This is a genomic window from Curtobacterium sp. MCBA15_007 (assembly GCF_001864905.1).
In the GTDB taxonomy this organism is placed as follows: domain Bacteria; phylum Actinomycetota; class Actinomycetes; order Actinomycetales; family Microbacteriaceae; genus Curtobacterium; species Curtobacterium poinsettiae.
In genome coordinates this window covers 21,555-43,483 of sequence record NZ_MJGM01000006.1, presented here as the reverse complement: position 1 = coordinate 43,483, position 21,929 = coordinate 21,555, and the positions used below count along the sequence as shown (strand labels likewise).

Annotated in this window: 21 protein-coding genes; 16 read left to right on the top strand and 5 right to left on the bottom strand. The window is 72.0% G+C overall.

What is annotated here, in order from left to right:
• Positions 1-84: 84 nt before the first annotated feature.
• The gene (locus BIU95_RS04760) at positions 85-1,716 is read right to left on the bottom strand and encodes a dolichyl-phosphate-mannose--protein mannosyltransferase (protein WP_071250680.1); all 1,632 of its coding nucleotides are present in this window, start codon (positions 1,714-1,716) and stop codon (positions 85-87) included.
• 131 nt (positions 1,717-1,847) lie between these two features.
• Here BIU95_RS04760 and rsmI point away from each other — a divergent pair, with 131 nt between their 5' ends.
• The 5 genes from rsmI to BIU95_RS04730 all read left to right on the top strand — a co-directional run bounded on the left by rsmI (position 1,848) and on the right by BIU95_RS04730 (position 6,971).
• Positions 1,848-2,669 carry a 16S rRNA (cytidine(1402)-2'-O)-methyltransferase gene (gene rsmI / locus BIU95_RS04755; protein WP_071250678.1) on the top strand — a complete coding sequence of 274 codons (822 nt, stop codon included), beginning with the start codon at positions 1,848-1,850 and terminating at the stop codon, positions 2,667-2,669.
• Between the two features lie 134 nt (positions 2,670-2,803).
• On the top strand, positions 2,804-4,372 hold the full coding sequence (gene metG / locus BIU95_RS04750) for a methionine--tRNA ligase (RefSeq protein ID WP_071250709.1): 1,569 nt from the start codon (positions 2,804-2,806) through the stop codon (positions 4,370-4,372).
• Positions 4,369-5,301: a TatD family hydrolase gene (locus tag BIU95_RS04745; protein ID WP_071250674.1), complete on the top strand. Its 933-nt coding sequence runs from the start codon at positions 4,369-4,371 to the stop codon at positions 5,299-5,301. The genes metG and BIU95_RS04745 overlap by 4 nt, the downstream gene beginning before the upstream one ends.
• Before the next feature lie 2 nt (positions 5,302-5,303).
• Positions 5,304-6,155 carry a 16S rRNA (adenine(1518)-N(6)/adenine(1519)-N(6))-dimethyltransferase RsmA gene (gene rsmA / locus BIU95_RS04740; protein ID WP_071250672.1) on the top strand — a complete coding sequence of 284 codons (852 nt, stop codon included), beginning with the start codon at positions 5,304-5,306 and terminating at the stop codon, positions 6,153-6,155.
• Between the two features lie 291 nt (positions 6,156-6,446).
• Positions 6,447-6,971 carry a hypothetical protein gene (locus BIU95_RS04730; protein ID WP_071250670.1) on the top strand — a complete coding sequence of 175 codons (525 nt, stop codon included), beginning with the start codon at positions 6,447-6,449 and terminating at the stop codon, positions 6,969-6,971.
• An 88-nt stretch (positions 6,972-7,059) separates the two neighbouring features.
• Here the strand turns inward: BIU95_RS04730 and BIU95_RS04725 are convergent, their stop codons facing one another.
• Positions 7,060-7,800: an SDR family oxidoreductase gene (locus tag BIU95_RS04725; protein WP_071250669.1), complete on the bottom strand. Its 741-nt coding sequence runs from the start codon at positions 7,798-7,800 to the stop codon at positions 7,060-7,062.
• 101 nt (positions 7,801-7,901) lie between these two features.
• Between BIU95_RS04725 and BIU95_RS04720 the strand changes: the two genes are divergently transcribed.
• The 5 genes from BIU95_RS04720 (at position 7,902) to BIU95_RS04700 (ending at position 13,401) form a co-directional block, all read left to right on the top strand.
• Entirely contained in the window at positions 7,902-8,744 is an 843-nt protein-coding gene (locus BIU95_RS04720) for a helix-turn-helix transcriptional regulator (RefSeq protein ID WP_071250668.1), read from the top strand.
• Between the two features lie 259 nt (positions 8,745-9,003).
• Complete coding sequence (locus BIU95_RS04715; protein WP_071250667.1) at positions 9,004-10,002, top strand: RimK family alpha-L-glutamate ligase; 999 nt, start codon at positions 9,004-9,006, stop codon at positions 10,000-10,002.
• Between the two features lie 85 nt (positions 10,003-10,087).
• Positions 10,088-11,158 (top strand): LLM class flavin-dependent oxidoreductase, encoded by a 1,071-nt coding sequence (locus tag BIU95_RS04710; protein WP_071250665.1) that lies wholly within the window; start codon positions 10,088-10,090, stop codon positions 11,156-11,158.
• Entirely contained in the window at positions 11,155-12,459 is a 1,305-nt protein-coding gene (locus BIU95_RS04705; RefSeq protein WP_071250663.1) for an O-acetylhomoserine aminocarboxypropyltransferase/cysteine synthase family protein, read from the top strand. The genes BIU95_RS04710 and BIU95_RS04705 overlap by 4 nt, the downstream gene beginning before the upstream one ends.
• Positions 12,460-12,468: 9 nt before the next feature.
• Positions 12,469-13,401 carry a 4-(cytidine 5'-diphospho)-2-C-methyl-D-erythritol kinase gene (locus tag BIU95_RS04700; protein ID WP_042540561.1) on the top strand — a complete coding sequence of 311 codons (933 nt, stop codon included), beginning with the start codon at positions 12,469-12,471 and terminating at the stop codon, positions 13,399-13,401.
• A 42-nt stretch (positions 13,402-13,443) separates the two neighbouring features.
• On the opposite strand, the gene BIU95_RS04695 is transcribed toward BIU95_RS04700, so the two are convergent.
• On the bottom strand, positions 13,444-15,096 hold the full coding sequence (locus BIU95_RS04695; protein ID WP_071250661.1) for a glycosyltransferase family 39 protein: 1,653 nt from the start codon (positions 15,094-15,096) through the stop codon (positions 13,444-13,446).
• A 95-nt stretch (positions 15,097-15,191) separates the two neighbouring features.
• Here BIU95_RS04695 and BIU95_RS04690 point away from each other — a divergent pair, with 95 nt between their 5' ends.
• Genes BIU95_RS04690 through BIU95_RS04665 form a run of 6 tightly spaced genes read left to right on the top strand, consistent with a single transcriptional unit; the run spans position 15,192 to position 20,479 of the window.
• Positions 15,192-16,247: a ThiF family adenylyltransferase gene (locus BIU95_RS04690; protein WP_175470722.1), complete on the top strand. Its 1,056-nt coding sequence runs from the start codon at positions 15,192-15,194 to the stop codon at positions 16,245-16,247.
• Between the two features lie 58 nt (positions 16,248-16,305).
• Positions 16,306-16,722: a molybdopterin-binding protein gene (locus BIU95_RS04685; RefSeq protein WP_042540563.1), complete on the top strand. Its 417-nt coding sequence runs from the start codon at positions 16,306-16,308 to the stop codon at positions 16,720-16,722.
• Positions 16,719-17,525: a molybdate ABC transporter substrate-binding protein gene (gene modA / locus BIU95_RS04680; RefSeq protein ID WP_071250659.1), complete on the top strand. Its 807-nt coding sequence runs from the start codon at positions 16,719-16,721 to the stop codon at positions 17,523-17,525. Before BIU95_RS04685 ends, modA begins: the two co-directional genes overlap by 4 nt.
• A 3-nt stretch (positions 17,526-17,528) precedes the next feature.
• Positions 17,529-18,329 carry an ABC transporter permease gene (locus BIU95_RS04675; RefSeq protein ID WP_017888284.1) on the top strand — a complete coding sequence of 267 codons (801 nt, stop codon included), beginning with the start codon at positions 17,529-17,531 and terminating at the stop codon, positions 18,327-18,329.
• Positions 18,326-19,366, top strand: a complete 1,041-nt coding sequence (locus BIU95_RS04670) for an ABC transporter ATP-binding protein (protein WP_071250657.1) — start codon at positions 18,326-18,328, stop codon at positions 19,364-19,366. The genes BIU95_RS04675 and BIU95_RS04670 overlap by 4 nt, the downstream gene beginning before the upstream one ends.
• Before the next feature lie 12 nt (positions 19,367-19,378).
• On the top strand, positions 19,379-20,479 hold the full coding sequence (locus BIU95_RS04665; RefSeq protein WP_017888287.1) for a calcium:proton antiporter: 1,101 nt from the start codon (positions 19,379-19,381) through the stop codon (positions 20,477-20,479).
• Positions 20,480-20,621: 142 nt separating this feature from the next.
• Here the strand turns inward: BIU95_RS04665 and BIU95_RS04660 are convergent, their stop codons facing one another.
• Positions 20,622-20,870 carry a MoaD/ThiS family protein gene (locus BIU95_RS04660; protein WP_042540574.1) on the bottom strand — a complete coding sequence of 83 codons (249 nt, stop codon included), beginning with the start codon at positions 20,868-20,870 and terminating at the stop codon, positions 20,622-20,624.
• Between the two features lie 3 nt (positions 20,871-20,873).
• Positions 20,874-21,926, bottom strand: a complete 1,053-nt coding sequence (gene moaA / locus BIU95_RS04655) for a GTP 3',8-cyclase MoaA (RefSeq protein ID WP_017888289.1) — start codon at positions 21,924-21,926, stop codon at positions 20,874-20,876.
• Positions 21,927-21,929 lie beyond the last annotated feature (3 nt).

Genomic DNA, 21,929 nt, shown 5'->3' with positions numbered 1-21,929 from the left:
CACGGGCCTCCAGACCGGCGGTGGTCGCCACCAGCGCGCCCACCGCGACGGGCGCGGCCGGACCGGCCGGACCTGCCTGGCCGGCTAGAGCCAGCTGGGGATCCAGTAGTGCGACCGGACGAAGTCCCACGGCACCTGCATCGCCGTCCACATCGGGTACCAGTAGACCGAGGCCAGCACGACGACGCCCAGGTACACGCCGACCCACAGGATCGCCCGCGACCGGCGTGACCGTTCGTCGCTCCGTCTGCCGAGCACCAACCCGATCGCGGCGGCCAGCGCCATCAGCATGTAGGGCTCGAAGGCGATCGTGTAGAACTGGAACACCGTCCGGTCGACGTACATCAGCCAGGGCAGGTACCCCGCCGCGACGCCGAGCAGGACGAAGCCGTACTCCCACTTCCGGCGCAGGACCCAGAGCACGAGCAGCGCCACCGTCGCGATGACCGAGGCGTACCAGATGAACGGGTTCGCGATGCCGGTGATCGCCTCGCCGCAGCGGTCCGCCCAGCAGCCGTCCTGCCCGGCGTCCGTGCCGACGTAGAACATCGACGTGGGGCGCTGCATCACGAGCCAGAGCAGCGGGTTCGCCTGGTACGAGTGCGGGGTGTGCAGCCCGATGTTGAAGGCGTAGATCTCCGACTGGTAGTGCCACCAGTTCTGCAGGCTGTCCGGCACCCAGGCGAGGAGCCCCGTCCACCGTTCGCCGCCCGACGACAGCCAGTTGCGGTCCCAGCCGTCCTTCGACACGAACCATCCGGTCCACGACGCCACGTAGGTCACCGCGGCGATCGGCACGGTCAGCAGGAACGACACCGGTGCCTGCTGCAGCAGCGCGCTCGACGACCAGAACTCCACCCCGGCCCGGCGGCGCATCATCATGTCGCTCAGCACCGAGTACACGGCGAAGAACGCCAGGAAGTACATCCCCGACCACTTCGTCGCCGCCGCCAGCCCGAGGGCCAGGCCCATCGCGAACAACCACGGTCGCCACCAGAGCACCGGCCCCCACAGGGTGGTCCGGCCGGCGGCGGCGCGGGCGGCGACCCACGCGTCGAGCCGTCGTTGGCTGTGCCGCCGGTCGAGCAACAGCGCGCCGAAGCCCAGGATCACGAAGAACGTCAGGATGCCGTCGAGCAGCGTCACCCGCGACATCACGATGGCCTGCCCGTCGATCGCGAGCAGGAAGCCGGCGAGCGTGCCGATCATCGTCGAGCGGAACAGCGACCGGGCGATCACCGCGGTGAGGAACACCGTCGCGATGCCGAGCACGGCCACCGTGAAGCGCCAGCCGAACGAGTTGTCCGCCCCGAACAGCAGCATCCCGAGGCCGATCAGGTACTTGCCGAGCGGCGGGTGCGCGATGAACTCAGCGGCACTCGTGAAGACGTCCGTCTCGCCGCGGACGAACCGGTCGTCGGTCGTCGGGGCGCCGTCACCGCTCGGGTTCGCGGGCCAGGTGCCCTCGTACCCCAGGTGCACGATCGACCAGCCGTCCTTGACGTAGTACGTCTCGTCGAACACGAGCGAGTGCGGGTTGCCGAGGTTCACCAGCCGCAGCGCGGCGGCGAGGAGCGTCACGGCGAGCGGACCCGTCCACCGCCACACGGCGACCCGCTGCGACGTGGAGAGCACCCGCCCCCACCAGTCGTCCAGGCGCGAGCCGACCGGCCCGTCGGGCACGGCCGTGCGGTCGTCGGTCAGCTCGCTGGTCATCGCTGAGCATCCTACGGATCGACCTCTGTCCCCGCTGCGACGGGCGTGCATGCGCCGCGCGGCCGCGCTGGACGACGCCGGCGTCGCCGCGCCGGGCCGCGCCGGCGTCGCCGTGCGGGGACAATGGGTGCGTGATCGTCCTCGCAGCAACCCCCATCGGCAACCTCGGGGACGCCTCGCGCCGTCTCGTCGAGACCCTCTCCAACGCCACGGTCGTCGCGGCGGAGGACACCAGGACCGCCATCCACCTGATGCGCGCCCTGGGCATCGAGAACCGTCCGCGGCTCATCGCCCTGCACGAGCACAACGAGCGGGCGAAGGCGTCCGAGGTCGTCGAGCTCGCCCGTGACGAGGACGTCGTCGTCCTCACCGACGCCGGCATGCCCGCGATCAGCGACCCGGGCTTCCCGCTCGTCGAGGCCGCAGCCGCAGCCGGGGTCACCGTCACCGCGCTGCCCGGGCCGTCGGCCGTGCTGATGGCGCTCGCCGTGTCCGGGCTGCCGACGGACCGCTTCACGTTCGAGGGGTTCCCGACCCGCAAGGCCGGGGAACGCCGCCGCGTCTTCCAGGCGCTGGCGGGGGAGCAGCGGACCATGGTGTTCTTCGAGTCGCCGCACCGGCTGGCCGAGACCCTGGCCGACATGGCGATCGGGTTCGGGGGCGACCGCCGCGCTGCGGTCTGCCGTGAGCTCACCAAGCTCTACGAAGAGGTCCGCCGCGGGCCGCTCGACGAACTCGTCACGTGGGCATCCGAGGGCGTGCGGGGCGAGATCTGCATCGTCGTCGCCGGGGCCGCCGAGGCCAACGAAGAGGCATCGCTCGACGACGGGGTGCGCCTGGTGCTCGAGCGGGTGGCCGCCGGCATGCGCATGAAGGAGGCCGCCGCGGCGGTCGCGGACGCGACCGGGCTGTCGAAGCGCGACCTGTACGAAGGGGCGCTCGCGGCGCGCTGAGCGGGGCTCGTCACGTTCGCGTCCGCCGGTCTGGAGGCGCGGGGCGGGCCCGCCACGGGCCTCCCGGACCCGGTTCTCCACAGTCCACCGCAGCACGCGTCATCAGCGTTCGGAGCGCCCGTAGGATGGTCCGCATGTCCGCCGGGTCCTCGTTCAGCATCACCACGCCGATCTTCTACGTGAACGACGTGCCCCACATCGGGCACGCCTACACCGAGGTCGCCGCGGACTTCCTCGCGCGCTGGCACCGGCAGCGTGGTGACGACACCTGGCTGCTCACCGGCACCGACGAGCACGGGCAGAAGATCCTGCGCACCGCCTCGGCGAACGACGTCTCGCCCAAGGAATGGGCCGACCGCCTGGTCAACGACGCCTGGAAGCCACTGCTCGACACGGTCGACGTGGCGAACGACGACTTCATCCGCACCACCGACGAGCGCCACGAGCGTGGCGTGACGGCGTTCCTGCAGAAGCTCTACGACGACGGCTTCATCTACGCCGGTGAGTTCGAGGGCTTCTACTGCGTGGGTTGCGAAGAGTACAAGCAGCCGAGCGACCTGGTGGCCGGCACCGGTGCGTACGAGGGCCAGCAGGTCTGTGCGATCCACTCGATCCCGGTCGAGGTCCTGGCCGAGCGCAACTACTTCTTCCGGATGTCCGACTTCGAGCAGCGCCTGCTCGACCTGTACGAGTCGAACCCGCTGTTCATCCAGCCCGAGAGCGTCCGCAACGAGATCATCTCGTTCGTCAAGCAGGGGCTGCGCGACCTGTCGATCTCGCGCTCCAGCTTCGACTGGGGCATCACGATCCCCTGGGACAGCGACCACGTGCTCTACGTGTGGTTCGACGCCCTGCTCAACTACGTCACGGCGCTCGGCTACGGCACCGACGACGACGAGGCCTTCCAGCGCCTCTGGCCGAGCGTGCACATCGTCGGCAAGGACATCGCCCGGTTCCACGCCGTCATCTGGCCGGCGATGCTCATGGCCGCGGGGCTGCCCGTGCCGGAGCGCGTCTTCGGCCACGGCTGGCTGCTCGTCGGCGGCGAGAAGATGTCCAAGTCGAAGCTGACCGGCATCGCGCCGTCCGAGATCACCGACACGTTCGGGTCCGACGCGTTCCGCTACTACTTCCTGCGCGCCATCACCTTCGGGCAGGACGGCAACTTCAGCTGGGAAGACATCTCGGCGCGCTACCAGGCCGAACTCGCGAACGGCTACGGCAACCTGGCGTCCCGGCTGGTCGCGATGCTGCAGAAGTACTTCGACGGCGAGGTCCCGGCGCGCGCCGAACTGACCGAGTCCGACCAGGCGATCGATGCCCTGGCCGTCTCGGTCACCGAGCGTGCCGACGCCGCGATCGCCGCCTTCGCCCCGCACGAGGCGATCGCCAGCGTCTGGGAGCTCGTCGACGCCCTGAACGGCTACATCACCGAGCAGGCGCCGTGGGCTCTGGCGAAGGACGACGCCGAGCGCGAGCGCCTCGGCACGGTCCTGACCACCGCGCTCCGCGGCCTCGGCACCGTCACCGTCCTGCTGTCCCCGGTCATGCCGAAGGCGACCGAGAAGCTCTGGGCCTCGATCGGCGCCGGCGGGTCCGTCGCCGAGCAGCGGGTCGACCGCGCGTACGAGTGGCAGGGTGCGTCGCACGTGGTGCCACTGGAGAGCGGGCTGTTCCCCCGGATCGAGCAGGTCTCCGAGTGACCGACGCCGAGTCGCACGTCCGGTCCCGCAGTGACGGGGCGTCCGGGGCCTCGAAGCGCGACCTGACGTACCCGCCGCTTCCCCAGGCGCTCGTCGTGCCGGTGTACGACAACCACACCCACATGGAGATCGCCGACGGTGTCGGCGACGGGGGTGACGGTCCGCTCGAGTACCGCGAGCACCTCGACCGTGCTTCCAGCGTCGGCGTCCGCGGTGTCGTGCAGGTCGGCACGGACCTCGCCACCTCGGAGTGGTCCGCGTCGATCGCCGCTCGGGAGCCCCGGGTCCTGGCGGCCGTCGCGCTGCACCCGAACGAAGCGCCCGTACTGCAGGAACAGGGGCTGCTCGACGAGCACCTCGCCGGCATCGAACGGCTCGCCGCGCTGCCGCGGGTCCGGGCGATCGGTGAGACCGGCCTCGACTTCTTCCGCACCGGCGAGGACGGTCGCGACGCCCAGGTCCGTTCGTTCGAGGAGCACATCCGCATCGCGAAGGAGCACGACCTCGCGCTGACGATCCACGACCGCGATGCGCACGACGCCGTGGTCGAGGTCCTCGACCGCGTGGGTGCCCCGGAACGCACCGTCTTCCACTGCTTCTCCGGCGGACCGGACCTGGCCCGGCTCTGCGCCGAGCGCGGCTGGTACATGTCCTTCGCCGGCACCGTGACGTTCAAGAACGCCGCGCAGCTGCGAGAAGCCCTGGTCGTTGCCCCGCGGCACCTGATCATGATCGAGACCGACGCGCCGTTCCTGACGCCCACCCCGTTCCGTGGTCGTCCGAACGCGCCGTACCTCATCCCGCTCACCCTGCGGTCGATGGCAGACACCCTGGGCACCGATGCCTCGATGCTCGCGGCCCAGATCGCCTCGAACACCGAGCTCGTCTACGGTGCGTGGGACGCCGAGCCCGTGACGGTGGACGAGTAGTCGTGGGTGCCCTGCTCGGCCCGGCAGAGATCCGGGAACTCGCGGCCGAACTCGACGTCACCCCGACGAAGAAGCTCGGCCAGAACTTCGTGCACGACGCCAACACCGTGCGGCGCATCGTGTCCGTCGCCGGCGTCACCCGGTCGGCGCAGGTGCTCGAGATCGGCCCGGGGCTCGGGTCGCTGACACTCGGGTTGACCGAGACCGGCGCCCCCGTCACCGCGGTCGAGATCGACAAGCGCCTGGCCGCCAAACTGCCGTCGACGGTGTCGTCGATGCAGCCCGACGCCAGACTGACGGTCGTGCAGCAGGACGCCATGACCGTCGCCGCCGCGGACCTCGACGTCGAGCCGACGCACCTCGTCGCGAACCTGCCGTACAACATCTCGGTGCCCGTGCTCCTGCACCTGCTCGCGACCTTCCCGTCGATCGAGCGGTCGCTCGTGATGGTGCAGGCCGAGGTCGGGTACCGGCTCGCCGCCGGCCCCGGCAGCAAGGTCTACGGTTCGCCGAGCGTCAAGGCCGCCTGGTACGGGTCGTGGAGCACCGCCGGGCTCGTCAGCCGGCAGGTCTTCTGGCCGGTGCCGAACGTCGACAGCGTCCTGGTGGCCTTCGACCGGCACGAGCCCCCGGGTGACGAGCGTCTGCGGTCGCGGGTGTTCACGCTGGTGGACGCCGCGTTCCAGCAGCGGCGCAAGATGCTGCGGCAGAGCCTGTCCGGGGTGCTCGGCGGCAGTGCGCACGCGTCCGAGGTGCTGACGGCGGCGGGCATCGACCCGACCGCCCGGGGCGAGGCGATCGGTGTGGACGACTTCGTGCGGCTCGGGCGGACGGTCCTGGCGGCTGCGGAGTAGTCCGTCCCTCCCCGCGAGCGAAATACGGAATGTTTCGGGGTGTCCGGTCGGTGCTCCTACGGTTGATCGCATCAACCAAGGAGGCATCATGGGATCCACCGAGTCGCCCCTCTCGCCCCGCCGGGTGCCGAGCCCGTCCACAGCAGCCGAGCGCCGAGCGTTGTTCGCACGGACGCCTCGGCCTGAGGGCACGTTCGAAGAGCGCCGCGAGCGTCGGCGGCGTGCGATCGAGGCGATCGATCCGGACTGCCGCGTCGAGCCGATCGAGCGTCTGCGCCGGGTGCCCTGACCGTGTTCGAGTCGCTCGGTTCCGATGACTTCGACGAGCACCGGGTCCTGGAGTTCCACAGATGCTCCGGCCGACCCGCCGCGGTCCTCGTGGAGACGAGTTTCATCGAGTGCGTTCTCCACCGTGCGGAGCCACAACATGCCCGAGCTGCGGCGTTCTGGGATCACCTCGACCTGGCCGACACGAGCATCGTGTACAGCGGGTTCGCCGAGTTCGAGATCTTCGAATCAGCGCATCGCAAGGGACCGCGGGCGGCACGTCAGCACAAATCGGCCTGGCGGGACCTGCTGAGTTCGACCCAGATGCACTGGGCCAGTGTCGACGCGGTCGCCGATGACGTCCCCGGCCTCATGGAAGAGTTCGGCCTGACCGCTGCAGGTGCCGCGCTTGTTGCCACGGCTGAGCACTGGGAGGTCGACGGCTTCGTGACCGTCGATCCTTCGTTCGGTGTGGTGGACCGGGCACGCCTCCCGCTGATGATCGACGTCGAGGGCGCTCTCTTGGCGCGACGCCTGCGTACCAGCTGACCGCGATGGTGCGAGGTTCCGTGGTCCGGTGCGAGCCGAAGTGGCTCGCACCGGACCACAGAACCTCGCACCATTCGAGGCACCCGGGTCAGTGCTCGCGGGACGCCATCATCTCGAGGATCTGCTGGTGGTTGCCGTTCCGCTCGGCGAAGCGCAGCGGGTGCACGTTCTGCACCAGGATCTCCGGTGCAGCACCGGACTCGATGAGCGCCATGACCTCGTCGGCGAAGGCGTCGAGCGGCATCCCACCGAAGTCGGCGCCGCCCATCAGGTCGGTCATGACGGCCGGCGGGGCGAGCTCGAGCACCTCGAGCGACGAACCGACGAGCTGCTGGCGCAGGGCCTGCGTGTAGGCGTGCACACCGGCCTTCGTCGCGCTGTACGTCGGCGACGCGGTGAGCGGGACGAACGCGAGGCCGGACGTCACGGTCATCAGGGTGGCCGAGGGCTGGGCGAGCAGGTGCGGCAGGAACGCGTCGATGAGCCGGATCGTGCCGACCAGGTTCGTCTGGACGAGTTCGAGGGCATCGTGGATGTGCCCGGGGTCGCGGAGGTCTTCGTCGCGCATGATCCCCGACATGGTGATCAGGGCATCGAGCGACGGGTAGGCCTCGAGCACCGAGGTGGCAGCGGCTTCGATCGACGACGCATCGGCGACGTCGATCTGCACGGTGCCAAAGCCGTGCTCGGCGGCGAGGGAGTCGAGGAGAGCCTGGCGACGGCCGCCGATGACGACGGTGCTGCCGGCGGCCCGCAGGCGCTGGGCGAGCGCGAGACCGATGCCCGAGGTCGCGCCGGGGATGAAGACGGTGGAGTTCGTGATGTCCATGACCACCACGATGCTCCGCGGACGGGGTCCCAACCAGAGCGCAGTCATCGGGGGATCGGCGATCCCTGGCACCTCGCCACGAACCGGACCATGATCGACCCATGGACCGTGCCGCACTCGCCGACTTCCTCCGCCGTCGCCGCGAGCTGCTGCGCCCCGAGGACGTCGGCCTCGGGCAGGGCCCGCGACGCAGGACTCCGGGGCTCCGCCGTGAAGAGGTCGCTGCCCTCGCCGGCATGTCCGTGGACTACTACACGCGACTCGAGCAGCAGCGTGGCCCGCAGCCGTCCGAGCAGATGATCGCCGCGATCGCCCGCGCCCTGCGGTGCAGCCTCGACGAGCGCGACCACCTGTTCCACCTGGCCGGGCAGAACGCCCCGACCCGGATGCACCGCGCCGACCACGTCGACCCGGCGATCCTGCGGGTGCTCGACCGGCTCGAGGACACCCCGGCGATCGTCGTCAGCCATCTGGGCGAGACCCTGGTCGAGAACCGGCTCGCGGCGGCACTGCTCGGGTCGTCCGTCAGCCTGCCCGGCAACGAGCGCTACCAGGCGTGGCGGTGGTTCGTGACCGGGAAGGAGCTCGCGAAGTACGCGCCGGAGCAACACGAGCGACTGGCCCGGGTCGTGGTGGCGTCGCTGCGGGCGGCGGTGGGGCTCGCGGGCCCGGGCGATCGTCGGGCGACCGAACTCGTCGCCGAGTTGCAGACGCGCAGCCCCGAGTTCCGCGACCTCTGGGCCAAGCACGAGGTGGCCACCCGCTGGTCGGACAACAAGACCATCGTGCAGCCGGAGCTCGGGCGCATCACCGTTGACTGCCAGGTGCTGCACACCGACGACCAGGCGCAGGCACTGCTGTTGTTCACCGCGCCTCCAGGATCAGAGGACGCGCAGAAGCTCGAGCTCCTCGGCGTCGTCGGACAGCAGACCTTCGCCGGCTGACGACCTCGCACGGTGCGCGTTCGCTCGGCTCGTGCGAGTTTGGTCGACCCCGCACGGTGCCAGGTTGGTGAGCCCGTGCATCGTCGACCGCTTGGTGCCGCCTTACAGTCCGCCACCGAGCGGCCAACCTCGCACCGACCGGACAAGCGCGCACCGTGCGACCCGCCCCGCCCGCCCGACCCGCACCGCCCCGCCACCGAGAAGCAACGCCGCGTCACACACTTGGCCGCGTGCGGTATACCGTGCCTAGGGTGGGGGCGTGAGCACTCCGCGCGTGTACGTCATCCACGAGAACCCCGAGTGGTTCCCGCCGCTCGCCGCCGCCTTCGAGGCCGAGGGCGTCCCGGTCGAGGAGATCCTGCTGACCGAGGGGCAGATCGACCTCGCGGCCGAGCCGGCACCCGGCGTGTACTGGAGCCGCATGTCCGCGAGCTCCCACACCCGCGGCCACGAGCACAGCAAGGAGTACACCCGCGCCGTCCTCGGGTGGCTCGAGCGAGCGGGTCGCCAGGTCGTCGGCGGCAGTCACGTGCTCGAGCTCGAGGTGTCGAAGGTCGCCCAGCACGGCCTCCTGCAGCAGGCCGGCTTCGACGTGCCCCGCACCACCGCCGTGTTCGGCACGACGACGCTCAAGCAGGCGGCGAAGGACTTCACGAACGGCCAGGACGTCCCGTTCATCACGAAGCACAACCAGGGCGGCAAGGGCCTGGGCGTGCGGCGCTTCGACTCGCTCGCCGAGTTCGACGCCTACGTCGACAGCCCCGAGTTCGAGGCCCCGGTCGACGGCATCACGCTGCTGCAGGAGTACCTGACGGCTCGCGAACCCTTCATCACCCGCGTCGAGTTCGTCGGCGGCGAGTTCGTCTACGCCGTCCGTGTCGACACCAGCGCCGGCAGCTTCGAACTGTGCCCCGCCGACGCGTGCGAGGTGCCCCAGGCCATTGCCGGCGCCGTCTGCGACGTGCCCGGTACCGAGACCGCCGGTGCGCCCCCGGCGTTCGCCGTCCGGACCGAGATCACCGCTGGCCACCCGCTGGTCCAGCAGCTCCGCACGTTCCTCGCCGACCAGCGAATCACCATCGCGGGCGTCGAGTTCATGGAGACGACGGACGGCCGCACCGTCGTCTACGACATCAACACGAACACGAACTACAACCCTGCTGTCGAGGAGTCCGCGCCGGCCTCCGGCCCGCGCTCCATCGCGGAGTACCTCGGCGGCCTGCTGGCTGCCGAGTACGCGGCCGAGCTCACGGCCTGAGACCGCAAGGACCACCGGACTGGAGGCCCGTGGCGGGCCCGCCACGGGCCTCCAGTCCCCTTTCCCACACCCCCAAGGAACCCACGTGCGATTCGGATACTGGACCCCGCTCTTCGGCGGCTGGCTGCGCAACGTCGACAACGAGAACATGCCGGTCACCTTCGACTACGTGAAGCGCCTGGCGCAGCGCGCCGAGCGGATCGGCTTCGACCTGACGCTCGTGCCGGAGCTCAACCTCAACGACATCAAGGGCACGGCGGCGCCCTCGCTCGAGGCGTGGTCCCTCGCGGCGGCGATCGCGGCGACGACCGAGCGCCTGGAGATCATGGCGGCGATGCGTCCCGGCTACCACCTGCCCGCGGTGACGGCGAAGCAGGCGGCGACGATCGACGACATCTCGTGCGGCCGGTTCACCTTCAACGTCGTGAGCGCCTGGTGGGCGGAGGAGGCGAAGCAGTACGGCGGGATCTTCTCGGAGCACGACGACCGGTACAAGCGCACCGCGGAGTTCGTCGAGGTCATGAAGGGCCTGTGGCGCGAGACCCCGTACTCGTTCTCGGGTGAGTACTACGACATCGAGAACGCCCACCTCGAGCCGAAGCCCCGCGTGACGCCGCGCATCTACGCCGGTGGTGAGAGCGAGGCCGGCAAGGCCGCGATCACCGGGTACGCCGACGCCTACCTGACCCACGGCGGCACGGCCCCGGAGCTCCGCGCGAAGATCGACGAGATGAAGCGCCGCCGCGTCGACGCCGGGCTGCCGCCGTTCGAGGCGTTCGGCATGGCCGCCTACGTCATCGTCCGCGAGACCGAGGAAGAGGCGCAGGCCGAGTTCGCCCGGATCACCGACGTGCAGCACGGCACGGCGTACGAGTCGTACCAGGACTTCATCTCGAAGTCGCAGCTCGAGCACGTGCCCTCGCTCGAGGACTACTCGGTGTCGAACCGCGGCCTGCGCCCCGGGTTCGTCGGCACCCCCTCGCAGGTGGCCGACCGCATCAAGGAGTTCGAGGACGCCGGCGTCGACACGCTCCTGCTGCAGTTCTCGCCACAGCTCGAGGAGATGGACCGCTTCGGCGAGCAGGTCATCCCACTCGTCCGGACGACGGCCCCGACCACCCCGACCGCCGCGGGTGTCTCGGAGCCGGTCTCGTGAGCACCGAGGACGACTGGGCCTTCGAGACCCGCCAGATCCGCGCCGGCTTCAAGGCCGACCCGGGCTGGGGCACGAACGTGCCGCCGATCGCACAGAGCGCCGCGTACGTGTACCCCTCGGGCGAGGACGCGGCCGCGCGCTTCATGCTCGACGCCCCCGGCCACACCTACACGCGGGTCAACAACCCGTCGGCGGCAGCGCTCGAACGCCGGATCGCCGACCTCGAGGGCGGGATCGGCGCGCTGGCGCTGGCGTCCGGGCAGGCGGCGACCTCGCTGGCCGTCCTCGGTGTCGCACGCGCCGGCGACCACGTGGTGTCGAGCGCCTCGCTGTACGGCGCGACCTACACGCTGTTCGCGTCGACCCTGCGGGACCTCGGCATCACCTTCACGTTCGTGCAGGACCCGACCGACCTGTCCGAGTGGGCGGCGGCGGTGCGTCCGGAGACGAAGGCGTTCTTCGGCGAGTCCATCCCGAACCCCCGCGGGGACGTCCTGGACTTCGCCGGGGTCTCCGGCGTCGCGCACCGGGCAGGTGTCCCGCTCATCGTCGACAACACCATCGCGACGCCGTACCTGGTCCGCCCGATCGAGCACGGTGCCGACATCGTCGTGCACTCGGCGACGAAGTACCTGGCCGGACACGGCAGCGCCATCGCCGGGCTCATCGTCGACAGCGGGAACTTCGACTGGGCGGCCCACGCCGACGCCTACCCGCAGCTGGCCACGACCGAGCAGTCCGGGTTCGCGAACACGAACTTCGCCGAGAAGTTCGGGCGGCGGGCGTTCATCCAGCGCACCCGCTCGAAGCTCTCCGCCGACCTCGGGCCCGCGATCGCACCGTTCAACGCGTTCCTGGTGCTGCAGGGCATCCAGACCCTGTCGCTCCGCATGGACCGACACGTGTCGAACGCCGCCGCCGTGGCGACCTGGCTCGACGCGCACGACCAGGTCGAGCACGTGCACTACGCCGGGCTGCCGGCCTCGCCGTGGCACCACCTGCAGCAGCGCTACGTGCCGAAGGGGCCGTCGGCGGTGCTGTCGTTCGACCTGGCCGGCGGGGTCGCTGCGGGCCGGCGGTTCGTCGCGGCGCTCGAGCTGTTCGACCACGTCTCGAACCTCGGGGATGTCCGCTCGCTCGTCGTGCACCCGGCGTCGACCACGCACGTGCAGATGACGTCCGCCGAGCGGGCGGCCGCCGGGGTGGGGGACGGACTCATCCGCCTGTCGATCGGCCTGGAGCACATCGACGACATCACCGCCGACCTGGCGCGGGGCTTCACGGCAGCTGCAGCGGGATAGGTTGGGGGCATGACCACGTTGGCCGCCCCGACCCGCGTGCGGACGCGCGCCCCCGGCAAGATCAACGTGTTCCTGTCCGTCGGGGCGCTGCAGGACGACGGCTACCACGACGTCGCCACGGCGTACCAGGCCGTGTCCCTGTACGAGGACGTCACCGCCGAGGCCGCCGACGACTTCTCGGTCACCTTCACCGGCCCGATCGACACGCGTGCCGTGCCGGTCGACGAGTCGAACCTGGCGATCCGTGCGGCCCGGCTCGTGGCCGACGCGGCCGGACACCGCGGTGGGGTGCGGCTGACCATCGACAAGCAGGTGCCGGTCGCCGGCGGCATGGGCGGTGGCTCCGCAGACGCGGCCGCGACCCTGCTCGCGGTCGACACGCTCTGGGGCACCGCGCTGGGGCGCGAAGAGCTGCTCCGGCTCGCCGCGCAGCTGGGCGCCGACGTGCCGTTCGCCTTCGCCGGCGGCACCGCCGTGGGCACCGGTCGCGGTGACGAGCTGAGCCCGGCGCTGGCCAAGGGCGAGTTCCACTGGGTCCTCGCCCTGAGCGACGACGGCCTGTCGACCCCCGCCGTCTACCGTGCGCTCGACGAGCACCGGGAGCGGTACCGCGCCGACATCTCCCCGGCGCCCTCGCACCCCGTGGTCGAGGCGAACGTGCTGCAGGCCCTGCGCGCGGGCGACCCCGACCTGCTCGCCGACTGCGTGCACAACGACCTGCAGGCACCGGCCATGCGCCTGCAGCCCCGGCTCGCGGCGACGCTGGAGCTCGGTGAGAAGTCCGGTGCCCTGGCCGGGCTGGTGTCCGGCAGCGGCCCGACCGTGGCGTTCCTGGTGGGGGACCGCGACGCCGCGCTCGAGCTGCAGGTCGAGCTCAGTGCCGCCGGGCTCGTCGCACTCCGTGCCACCGGACCGGTGCACGGCGCACGCGTGGTGCACTGACCCGTCGCTCGACCCGGTCGGCCGACGGTCGGCGTCCCACCGTCAGCGGCTGTACTTCCAGAGGATGACCGTGCCGGTGTGCCAGTAGCGCACGACGTGGAAGCCCTGAGCCACGAGCGTCTCGGTGACCTGCGGCCGGATGTTCCGTGACTTGCCGCCGACGAACCACACGGTGTCGATGCCGGAGAGCCGCGCGGGTACCGTCTCCGCGACGTCGCCGTTGACGTCCCAGAGCTGCCCGCGTGCGGCGCCGGTCTCCGTGACGGCGAGGTCCCGCATGCCGGTGAACGCGTCGGGGTAGGTGTCGGCGATGACCTGCGTGGTGGTGGTCGGGTGCCCCCAGACGCTGCCGAAGACGACGCCCTCTTCCTGGTCCGTGCGCCAGTCCCGCTCACGATCGATGATCGCCGCCGCGTTCGCCCAGTGCGAGTCCTGCTTGGCGTGGGGCAGGCGGACGGTCGTGCTCGTCGGCGCGGACACCAGCAGCATGCCGACGACCGCGAGCGCCACCCACCGGCGGGGACGGATCGCGGTGATCGCCAGGCCGATGAGCAGCGCGACGAACGGCAGGCTCAGGCTGGCGTACTTCGGCGTGTACAGGTGCTCGCCGGCCGCGGTCGCGCCGACCAGCAGCGCGGTGGGCAGGATCGTCAGCGGGACTGCGACGCGGACCGCCTGCATGCGCAGCGCTTCGCGGGCCGCGGGGGCGGGGCCCCGGGACGCGCGGACGGCGAGCACGACGGCGACGGCCATCAGGACCCACCCGAGCGCCGCGTACGGCCACACGGCCCCGAACCAGGCGGTCGCGACGACCTGTCGCACCGTCGCCCAGCCGACGCCGGTGATCCAGCCGACCTGCTTGGCCTGCCCGGCCGCCAGGACGATGAACGGTGACACCACGAGCGCGGCCCCGACGGCGGCGACGCCCCAGCGGACGAACGCCGCGCGGTCCACCATCGGCGCCGGCACCGGACCGGTGCGCTCGGACAGCACGGCGTCGCGCCGCGCGGCACGGTCGGCGACGGCCGTCCAGAGCAGCACGACCCCGTGCGCGACGACGGCCAGGGCCAGGTACACGTTGAACAGCACGGCCAGCACGGCGAGCAGCCCGTAGACGACCCACCACCGGGTCGCGTGGTGCCCGGACCGGCTGCGTCGGACCGCGGTGATGCCGACCAGGGTCAGCGCGACGGCGAAGGTCGTGACGGTGGCGTACGGGCGTCCTTCGCCGCCGGCCCAGGCGACGCGGGGCAGCAGCAGGAACACGATGCCGGAGACGACGCCCAGGCGGACGCCGCCCAGCCGCCGGCCCAGGGCGACGACGAGTCCGGCCGACACCCCGATGGCGAGTGCGCTCGGGAACCGCAGGGTGAAGGGGGAGTACCCGACCAGGGTGAACCACACGTGCATCACCGCGTAGTAGAGACCGTGCACCGCGTCGACGTTCTGCAGCTCGGCCCAGAGCGCCGGCCAGCTCCGCTGTGCGCTCGCGACGGTCGCGGCCTCGTCGTACCAGACCGACGGCACCCAGGCGAAGGCGGCCACGACGACGACACCGAGCGCGCCGACGGTGATCTCGGGCGTCCGTGCGAGGGCCCGGACAGCGGCGACGACGAGCGCCCAGGCGCGTGCGCGCACCGACGAAGCCGACGTCGTGCGTCGGATCGGGACGGTGCCGGTACGCGGGGAACTCACGCCCGCGACCGTACCGATCTGCTCTGGGGATCCGCCGCGTCCGGGCGCTGAACTCTCACATGCACGAGTTCGGTGCGACGGGCCAGAATGACGGGATGGAACCCCTCGTCGCCCCTGTCTCCGCGCTGTCCCCGGGGCGGGCGCAGCTCGGTTCGCGCACCGCGGCGCTCGCCGACGTCGGGACGACCGGGCTGCGACGCCTGGCCACATCGCGCATCCTCGTCGTCGGGGCCGGCGGGCTCGGGGCGCCGGTGGTCGCGTACCTCGCCGGGATCGGTCGGCTCACGGTCGTCGACCCGGACGTCGTCGACGCCTCGAACCTGGCCAGGCAGACGCTCTTCACGGCGGCCGACGTCGGCTCGCCGAAGGCGCGGGTCGCGGTCGCCCGGGCCGTCGCCGTCGACCCGGAACTCGACGCGGTCGCGGTGGTCGGGTCGTTCACGCCGGACCTGGTCGCCGGGCACGACGTCGTGGTCGACGCCGCCGACTCGGTCGTGGTCACCCGCGCCGTCTCGGACGCCTGCGCCGCAGCCGGTGTGCCCTTCGTGTGGGGCACCGTGCTCGGCCACGACGGGCAGGTCAGCGTCTTCCGCGACGCCGGACGAGACGGTGTCGACTTCCACGACCTGCACCCCGACGCCCTGCCGGACGAGGGGTCGTGCGCCCTCGACGGGGTCGTCCCCGCCCTGTGCGGTGCGGTCGGCGCGGTGATGGCCGGGCAGGTCCTCGCGCTGGTCACCGGCACCGGCGACCCCCTGCTCGGCCGCGTCGTGACCGTCGACGCCCGCCGCTGGCGCTGGACCGAGAGCCCCGTCCGTCGCGGCCCCGCCTCGCGTCGCCCGGCACCCGCGGCCGCCGCCACGCCGCCGCGCATCGCGCCGTCCGCCCTGGCCGTACGGGTGGCGGACCCGGCGGACCCGCTGGTCGTCGTCGACGTCCGGACCGCCGAGGAACGCGCGGCCGGCGTGGTCGCCGGTGCCGTCACCGACGACACCGGCGGGGACGAGGTCGTCGTCTACTGCGCACGCGGACCCCGTGCGGACGCGTGGGCGGCCAGACAGCCGGCCGGGAGGCGCGTGGCGGTGCTCGACGGCGGGTTCGAGGCCTGGCGTCGCGAGGGGCTGCCCGTGGCGATCGAGCACCGGTCCTGACCCAGCCCGGTCACCAGCACTGCCCGGTCGCCGCATCCGCGGCTAGGATCGGTGGATCATGACGCAACTGCGGATACGGGACGCTGCGGCCTTCCTCGGGATCAGTGACGACACCGTGCGTCGGCTCGTCGACGGCGGCACCTTCACCCGTGCCACGGACGACGCGGGGCGGGCGGTGGTCGACGGGCGCGAGGTCGCCGCGTACGCCCGGGAACGCAGCTCCGAGCTGACCGACCCGGCAGCGGCGGTGACGAGCTCGGCCCGCAACCGCTTCGTCGGGATCGTCACCGACCTGGTCGTCGACACCGTGATGGCGCAGGTCGAACTGCAGTGCGGCCCGCACCGGGTGGTGTCCCTGATGAGCGCCGAGGCCGTCCGCGACCTGGGGCTCGAGATCGGGTCCGTCGCGGTGGCGTCCGTGAAGGCCACGATGGTCGCGGTCGAGGCCCCCACCCGACACGAGGACGAGCGATGAGTCGTCGTCGCCTCCGGTCCGCCGCCGCGCTGGCCCTCGCGGTTGCCGTCTCGACCGGGCTCGCCGCCTGCGCTGCGGACACGGGCCCGGGCGCGTCGACGCCGTCGGGCTCCGGTACCGAGGGACCGACCGGCTCGATCACCGTCTTCGCCGCGGCGTCGCTCCAGCAGACCTTCACGACCCTGGGCAAGGAGTACGAGCAGGCGCACCCCGGCGCCTCGATCCGGTTCTCGTTCGCCGGGTCGAGTGACCTCGTGAGCCAGATCCAGAACGGCGCTCCCGCCGACGTGTTCGCGTCGGCGGACGAGGCGAACATGGCGAAGCTGTCGTCGGACGACCTGGCGAGCGGATCGCCGCAGGACTTCGCCACGAACACGCTCGAGATCGCGGTCGCACCCGGCAACCCGAAGGGCATCTCGGGGCTCGACGACCTGCGCGCCCGGGGGGTGCAACTCGTCACGTGCGCCGCCCCCGTGCCGTGCGGTACCGCGGCCGCGAAGGTCGAGCGAGCCGCCGATGTCGACCTGCGCCCGGTCAGCGAGGAGCAGTCCGTCACCGACGTCCTCGGCAAGGTGGAGTCCGGGCAGGCTGACGCCGGGCTGGTCTACGTGACCGACGTGCGCGGCGCGGACGGCAAGGTCGACGGCGTGCCCTTCGTCGAGTCCGGGGACGCCGTCAACACCTACCCGATCGGCGTGCTCCAGCAGTCCGCCGACCCGGAGCTCGCGAAGGCGTTCGCGGAGTACGTCCGCTCCACTGACGGGCAGCGCGTGCTGTCCGCCGCGGGCTTCGGGAAGCCCTGACCCGTGGCGCCGCGCACTGACGGACGGCCGCCGGTCGCGTGGTGGCTCCCGCTGCCCGCGGTGCTCGGCGGACTGTTCGTCGTCGTGCCGGTGCTCGCGATGCTCGGTCGGGTGGACTGGTCGTCGTTCGTCGGGCTCGTGACCTCCACCGCGTCGCTGACCGCGCTCGGGCTCAGCCTCGGCACGGCGCTCGCGGCCACCGGGGTCGCGTTCGTCCTCGGGTACCCGCTCGCCGTGCTGTTCGCGCGGTCACGCTCACGCTGGGTCGGTGTCGCACGGGCGGTCGTGCTCCTGCCGCTCGTGCTGCCGCCGGTGGTCGGTGGCCTCGCGCTGCTCGCGGCCTTCGGTCGGCTCGGGGTGGTCGGAGCGTTCCTCGACGACCACGGGCTGCACATCGCGTTCACCACGACCGCGGTGGTCATCGCCCAGACCTTCGTCGCGATGCCGTTCCTGGTGTCCTCGGTCGAGGGGGCGCTCCGTGTCGAGGGCGACCGGTACGAGCGGGTCGCCGCGACCCTGGGCGCCGGGCCGACCCGGACCTTCCTGACCGTCACGACGCCGCGGGTCCTGCCGGGGATCGTGTCCGGGCTCGTGCTCTGCTTCGCCCGGGCACTCGGCGAGTTCGGCGCGACCCTGACCTTCGCCGGCAGCCTGCAGGGGGTCACCCGGACCCTGCCGCTCGAGGTCTACCTGCAGCGCGAGGTCGACCCGGACACCGCGGTGGCCCTGGCCGTCGTGCTCGTGGTGGTCGCCGTCGTGGTCATCGGGGCGTCGTCGATCCGCACCCGCGGAGCACTGGCGTGACGGGCGCGGAAACCGTGGCCGTCCGGGCGCACGTCGTCGTCGGGTCGCGGGACGTCGACGTCACGATCGAGGTCCGTGCGGGGGAGTGCGTGGCGGTCATCGGGCCGAACGGTGCCGGCAAGTCCACGGTGCTCGAGGCCCTGGCCGGACTGCTGCCGATCGACGCCGGCCGGATCGAACTCGACGGCGTCCGGGTGTCGGACCCTCGGCACACCGTCCCCGCGCACCGCCGCCGGACCGGGCTCGTCGCACAGCGGCCCGACCTGTTCCCGTTCCTCGACGTCGTCGGGAACGTCGCCTTCGGACCCCGTGCCGCCGGCGCCGGTCGCGCCGCCGCCCGGGAGCGTGCCCGCGATGCGCTCGACGCCGTCGGGGTCGCCGACCTGGCCGCCCGCGACCCCCGGACGCTCTCCGGCGGTCAGGCGCAGCGCGTCGCGATCGCCCGCGCGCTCGCCACCGACCCCGCGGTGCTGCTGCTCGACGAACCGACCTCGGCGCTCGACGTCGGCGCGCAGGACGAGGTCCGCGCAGCGCTCCGGACCGCGGTCGCCGGCCGGCCCGCCGTGCTCGTCACGCACGACCCGGTCGAGGTCGTCGCCCTGGCCGACCGCGTCGTCGTGCTCCAGGGCGGCCGGGTCGTCGAGCAGGGCACCCCCGCGGCCGTGCTCGGCCGTCCGACCAGCGCGTTCGCCGCGACGTTCTCCGGGCTCGCGCTGGTGCGCGGGACCGCCACCGGGGGTGGGATCGCGATCGACGGCGGGGGTGCGCTGGCGTCGGGGACGCACGCCGTGCCTCCCGGCCGGCCCGCCCTGGCCGCCTTCCACCCGACGGCCGCCGTGCTGACGCGGGACGGCGCCGGAGCCGCGCGCACCGTCTCGTCGCTCGAGCCGCGCGACGGACTGGTCCGCGTCCGCGCCGGCGACCTGGTGGCGGACCTGACGCTCGCCCGGCTGACCGCGCTCGGCATCGTCCCCGGCGACGCGGTGTGCATCGACGTCCCCGCGGCCGAGGTGGCGGTGTACGCGCCCCGCGGTTGAGACAATGGTCCGATGACCTCCTGGTTCCCCAAGGTGTGGCCCGTGGCCACGCCGATCCTGGCGGCCGTCGTGCTCGCGTTCTCGTACGGCCGCTACGGACTCGGCACCGCCGTGGTGGTCGTCGTCGCCGTCGTGCTCGCGGTCACGGTGCTCGCGGCCGTCCACCACGCCGAGGTCGTCGCGCACCGGGTCGGGGAACCGTTCGGGTCGCTCGTGCTGGCCGTCGCCGTGACGATCATCGAGGTCGCGCTCATCATCTCGCTGTCGAGCTCCGGCGGTGCGCAGGCCGAGACCCTGGCGCGCGACACCGTGTTCTCGGCGGTGATGATCACGATGAACGGGCTCGTCGGCCTCGCGATCCTGATCGGGACCCTGCGGCACAACACCGTGCGCTTCAACCAGGAGGGCGCGAGCGCCGCCACCATGACGGTGGCCGCGCTCGCCGTGCTGACCCTCGTGCTGCCGACGTTCACCACCGGCACCGACGACGCGTCCTTCACCGGGACGCAGCTCGTGTTCGTCGCCATCGCGTCACTCGTGCTCTACGGGTTGTTCGTCGTCACGCAGACCGTGGCGCACCGCGACTTCTTCCTGCCGGTCAACCGTGCCGGCGGGGTGCTCGTCGAGTCCGAGGACGCCCACGCCGCACGCCCGTCCGGCCGCACCACGATGGTGTCGCTCGGGTTGCTCGTCGTCGCGCTCGTCGCCGTGGTCGGACTCGCCAAGGTGGAGTCGCCCGCGATCGAGGCCGGGGTCGCCGCCGTCGGGTTCCCGCCGTCGTTCGTCGGTGTCGTCATCGCGCTGCTCATCCTGCTGCCGGAGGGCATCGCGGCGTCGAAGGCCGCCGCACGGAACCGGATCCAGACGAGCCTGAACCTGGCGATGGGGTCCGCGATGGCGTCGATCGGGCTGACGATCCCGTCGATCGCGGTCGCGTCGCTGTTCATGCCGGGGACCCTGCTGCTCGGGCTCGGGCCGTCGCAGATCGTGTTGCTCGCGTTGACGATCGTCGCGGCGGTGCTCACGGTGCTGCCCGGTCGTGCGACGCGACTGCAGGGCGGGGTGCACCTGGTGATCTTCGCCGCGTTCATCGTGCTGTCCGTCTCGCCGTAGGGCGCGGGCGGGGCGGGCGCGGGGCGGGCGTACCTGGTCGAATCGGGCGTACCTGGTCGGAAGTTCGCACCAGGTATGCCCGGAAGCACCAGGCATCGCGGGTGTTCTGGGAAGGAACGGGCGCGCCGCTCAGCCGCCGAACTCAGCCCCCGGCGAAGGGCGGCATGACGTCGACGACCTCCACGCCCGACAGCGAGGTCGCCCGGTCGCGCGTGGTCACACCGTCGACCAGGTACGAGCAGCGCTCCTGCAACGCACTCCAGCGCGCAGGGTCTGCCACGGCAGCCGTGTCGATCGCTCCGAGGGCCGCGTCGATGGTGGCGCCCGACGTGGTCAGCGAGTCGACACCCACGGCAGCCCGGGCCGCGGCGAAGAACCGGATCGTGGTCATGGCTCAGCCGCCGATCGCGCTCATGCCGCGGGTCGGGTGCACGAGCTCGTCGCTGTCGTCACCGTGGTCGCGGGGCTTCGCCCACATCGCGAGCCGCCACAGCTCGGCGACCTGGTCGTCGTCTGCCCCGGAGCGCATCGGCCCGAGCACGTCGGTCTCCTCGTCGGAGAACAGGCAGCTGCGCACGTGGCCGTCGGCCGTGAGCCGGGTGCGGGTGCAGTCGGCGCAGAACGACTCGGTGATGCTCGCGATGATCCCGACGGTGCCGAGCGGTTCGCCGGTGACGGCATCGTGCACGCGGTACCGCTCGGCCGGGGCGCCGTCGCGCGGGGCGTCGTCCGGCGTGAGCACGAACGACGTCGCCAGCAGCGCGCGGGTCTCGGCCGCGGTGATCATCTCGGTGCGGTCCCAGGCGTGGTCGGGGTCGAGCGGCATCTGCTCGATGAACCGCAGCTCGTAGCCACGCTCCAGGCACCAGCGGAGGAGCTCCGGGGCGGCCTCGTCGTTGATCCCGCGCAGCAGCACCGCGTTCACCTTGATGTCGAGCCCGGCGTCGTGCGCGGCCGACAGCCCGGCGATGACCTTGTCGAGGAACGGGCGTCGGGTCACGGTGGTGAAGACGTCGGGGTCGACGGTGTCGAGCGACACGTTCACGCGTCGCAGTCCGGCGTCGTACAGGCCCTGGGCGCGGTGGGCCAGGCCGATCGCGTTCGTGGTGAGCGACAGCTCCGGGGCGTCGGGCAGTGCGGCGCACCGGGCGATCACGTCGACCAGGTCGTGCCGCAGCATCGGCTCGCCGCCGGTGAACCGGACCTTGCGGACACCGAACCGCGCCGAGCCGATCCGGACCAGCCGCTCGATCTCGGTCGCCGTCATCAGGGCTTCGTCGGGGGCGAACGGCAGCCCTGCCGCGGGCATGCAGTACGTGCAGCGCAGGTTGCAGCGCTCGGTGAGCGACACCCGAAGGTCGACGGCGCGACGCCCGAAGCGGTCGACGAGCCCGGTGGGAGCCGGGTCCACGGAGCCGGTCGTGCCGAGCAGGGTCGCGGGTGCCATGGT

Excerpts from the sequence above, each read along its gene's own strand:
- BIU95_RS04760 (WP_071250680.1), bottom strand. The coding sequence starts at position 1,716 with ATGACCAGCGAGCTGACCGACGACCGCACGGCCGTGCCCGACGGGCCG.
- metG (WP_071250709.1), top strand. The coding sequence starts at position 2,804 with ATGTCCGCCGGGTCCTCGTTCAGCATCACCACGCCGATCTTCTACGTG.
- BIU95_RS04725 (WP_071250669.1), bottom strand. The coding sequence starts at position 7,800 with ATGGACATCACGAACTCCACCGTCTTCATCCCCGGCGCGACCTCGGGC.
- BIU95_RS04720 (WP_071250668.1), top strand. The coding sequence starts at position 7,902 with ATGGACCGTGCCGCACTCGCCGACTTCCTCCGCCGTCGCCGCGAGCTG.
- BIU95_RS04700 (WP_042540561.1), top strand. The coding sequence starts at position 12,469 with ATGACCACGTTGGCCGCCCCGACCCGCGTGCGGACGCGCGCCCCCGGC.
- BIU95_RS04690 (WP_175470722.1), top strand. The coding sequence starts at position 15,192 with ATGGAACCCCTCGTCGCCCCTGTCTCCGCGCTGTCCCCGGGGCGGGCG.
- BIU95_RS04685 (WP_042540563.1), top strand. The coding sequence starts at position 16,306 with ATGACGCAACTGCGGATACGGGACGCTGCGGCCTTCCTCGGGATCAGT.
- modA (WP_071250659.1), top strand. The coding sequence starts at position 16,719 with ATGAGTCGTCGTCGCCTCCGGTCCGCCGCCGCGCTGGCCCTCGCGGTT.
- BIU95_RS04665 (WP_017888287.1), top strand. The coding sequence starts at position 19,379 with ATGACCTCCTGGTTCCCCAAGGTGTGGCCCGTGGCCACGCCGATCCTG.
- BIU95_RS04660 (WP_042540574.1), bottom strand. The coding sequence starts at position 20,870 with ATGACCACGATCCGGTTCTTCGCCGCGGCCCGGGCTGCCGTGGGTGTC.
- moaA (WP_017888289.1), bottom strand. The coding sequence starts at position 21,926 with ATGGCACCCGCGACCCTGCTCGGCACGACCGGCTCCGTGGACCCGGCT.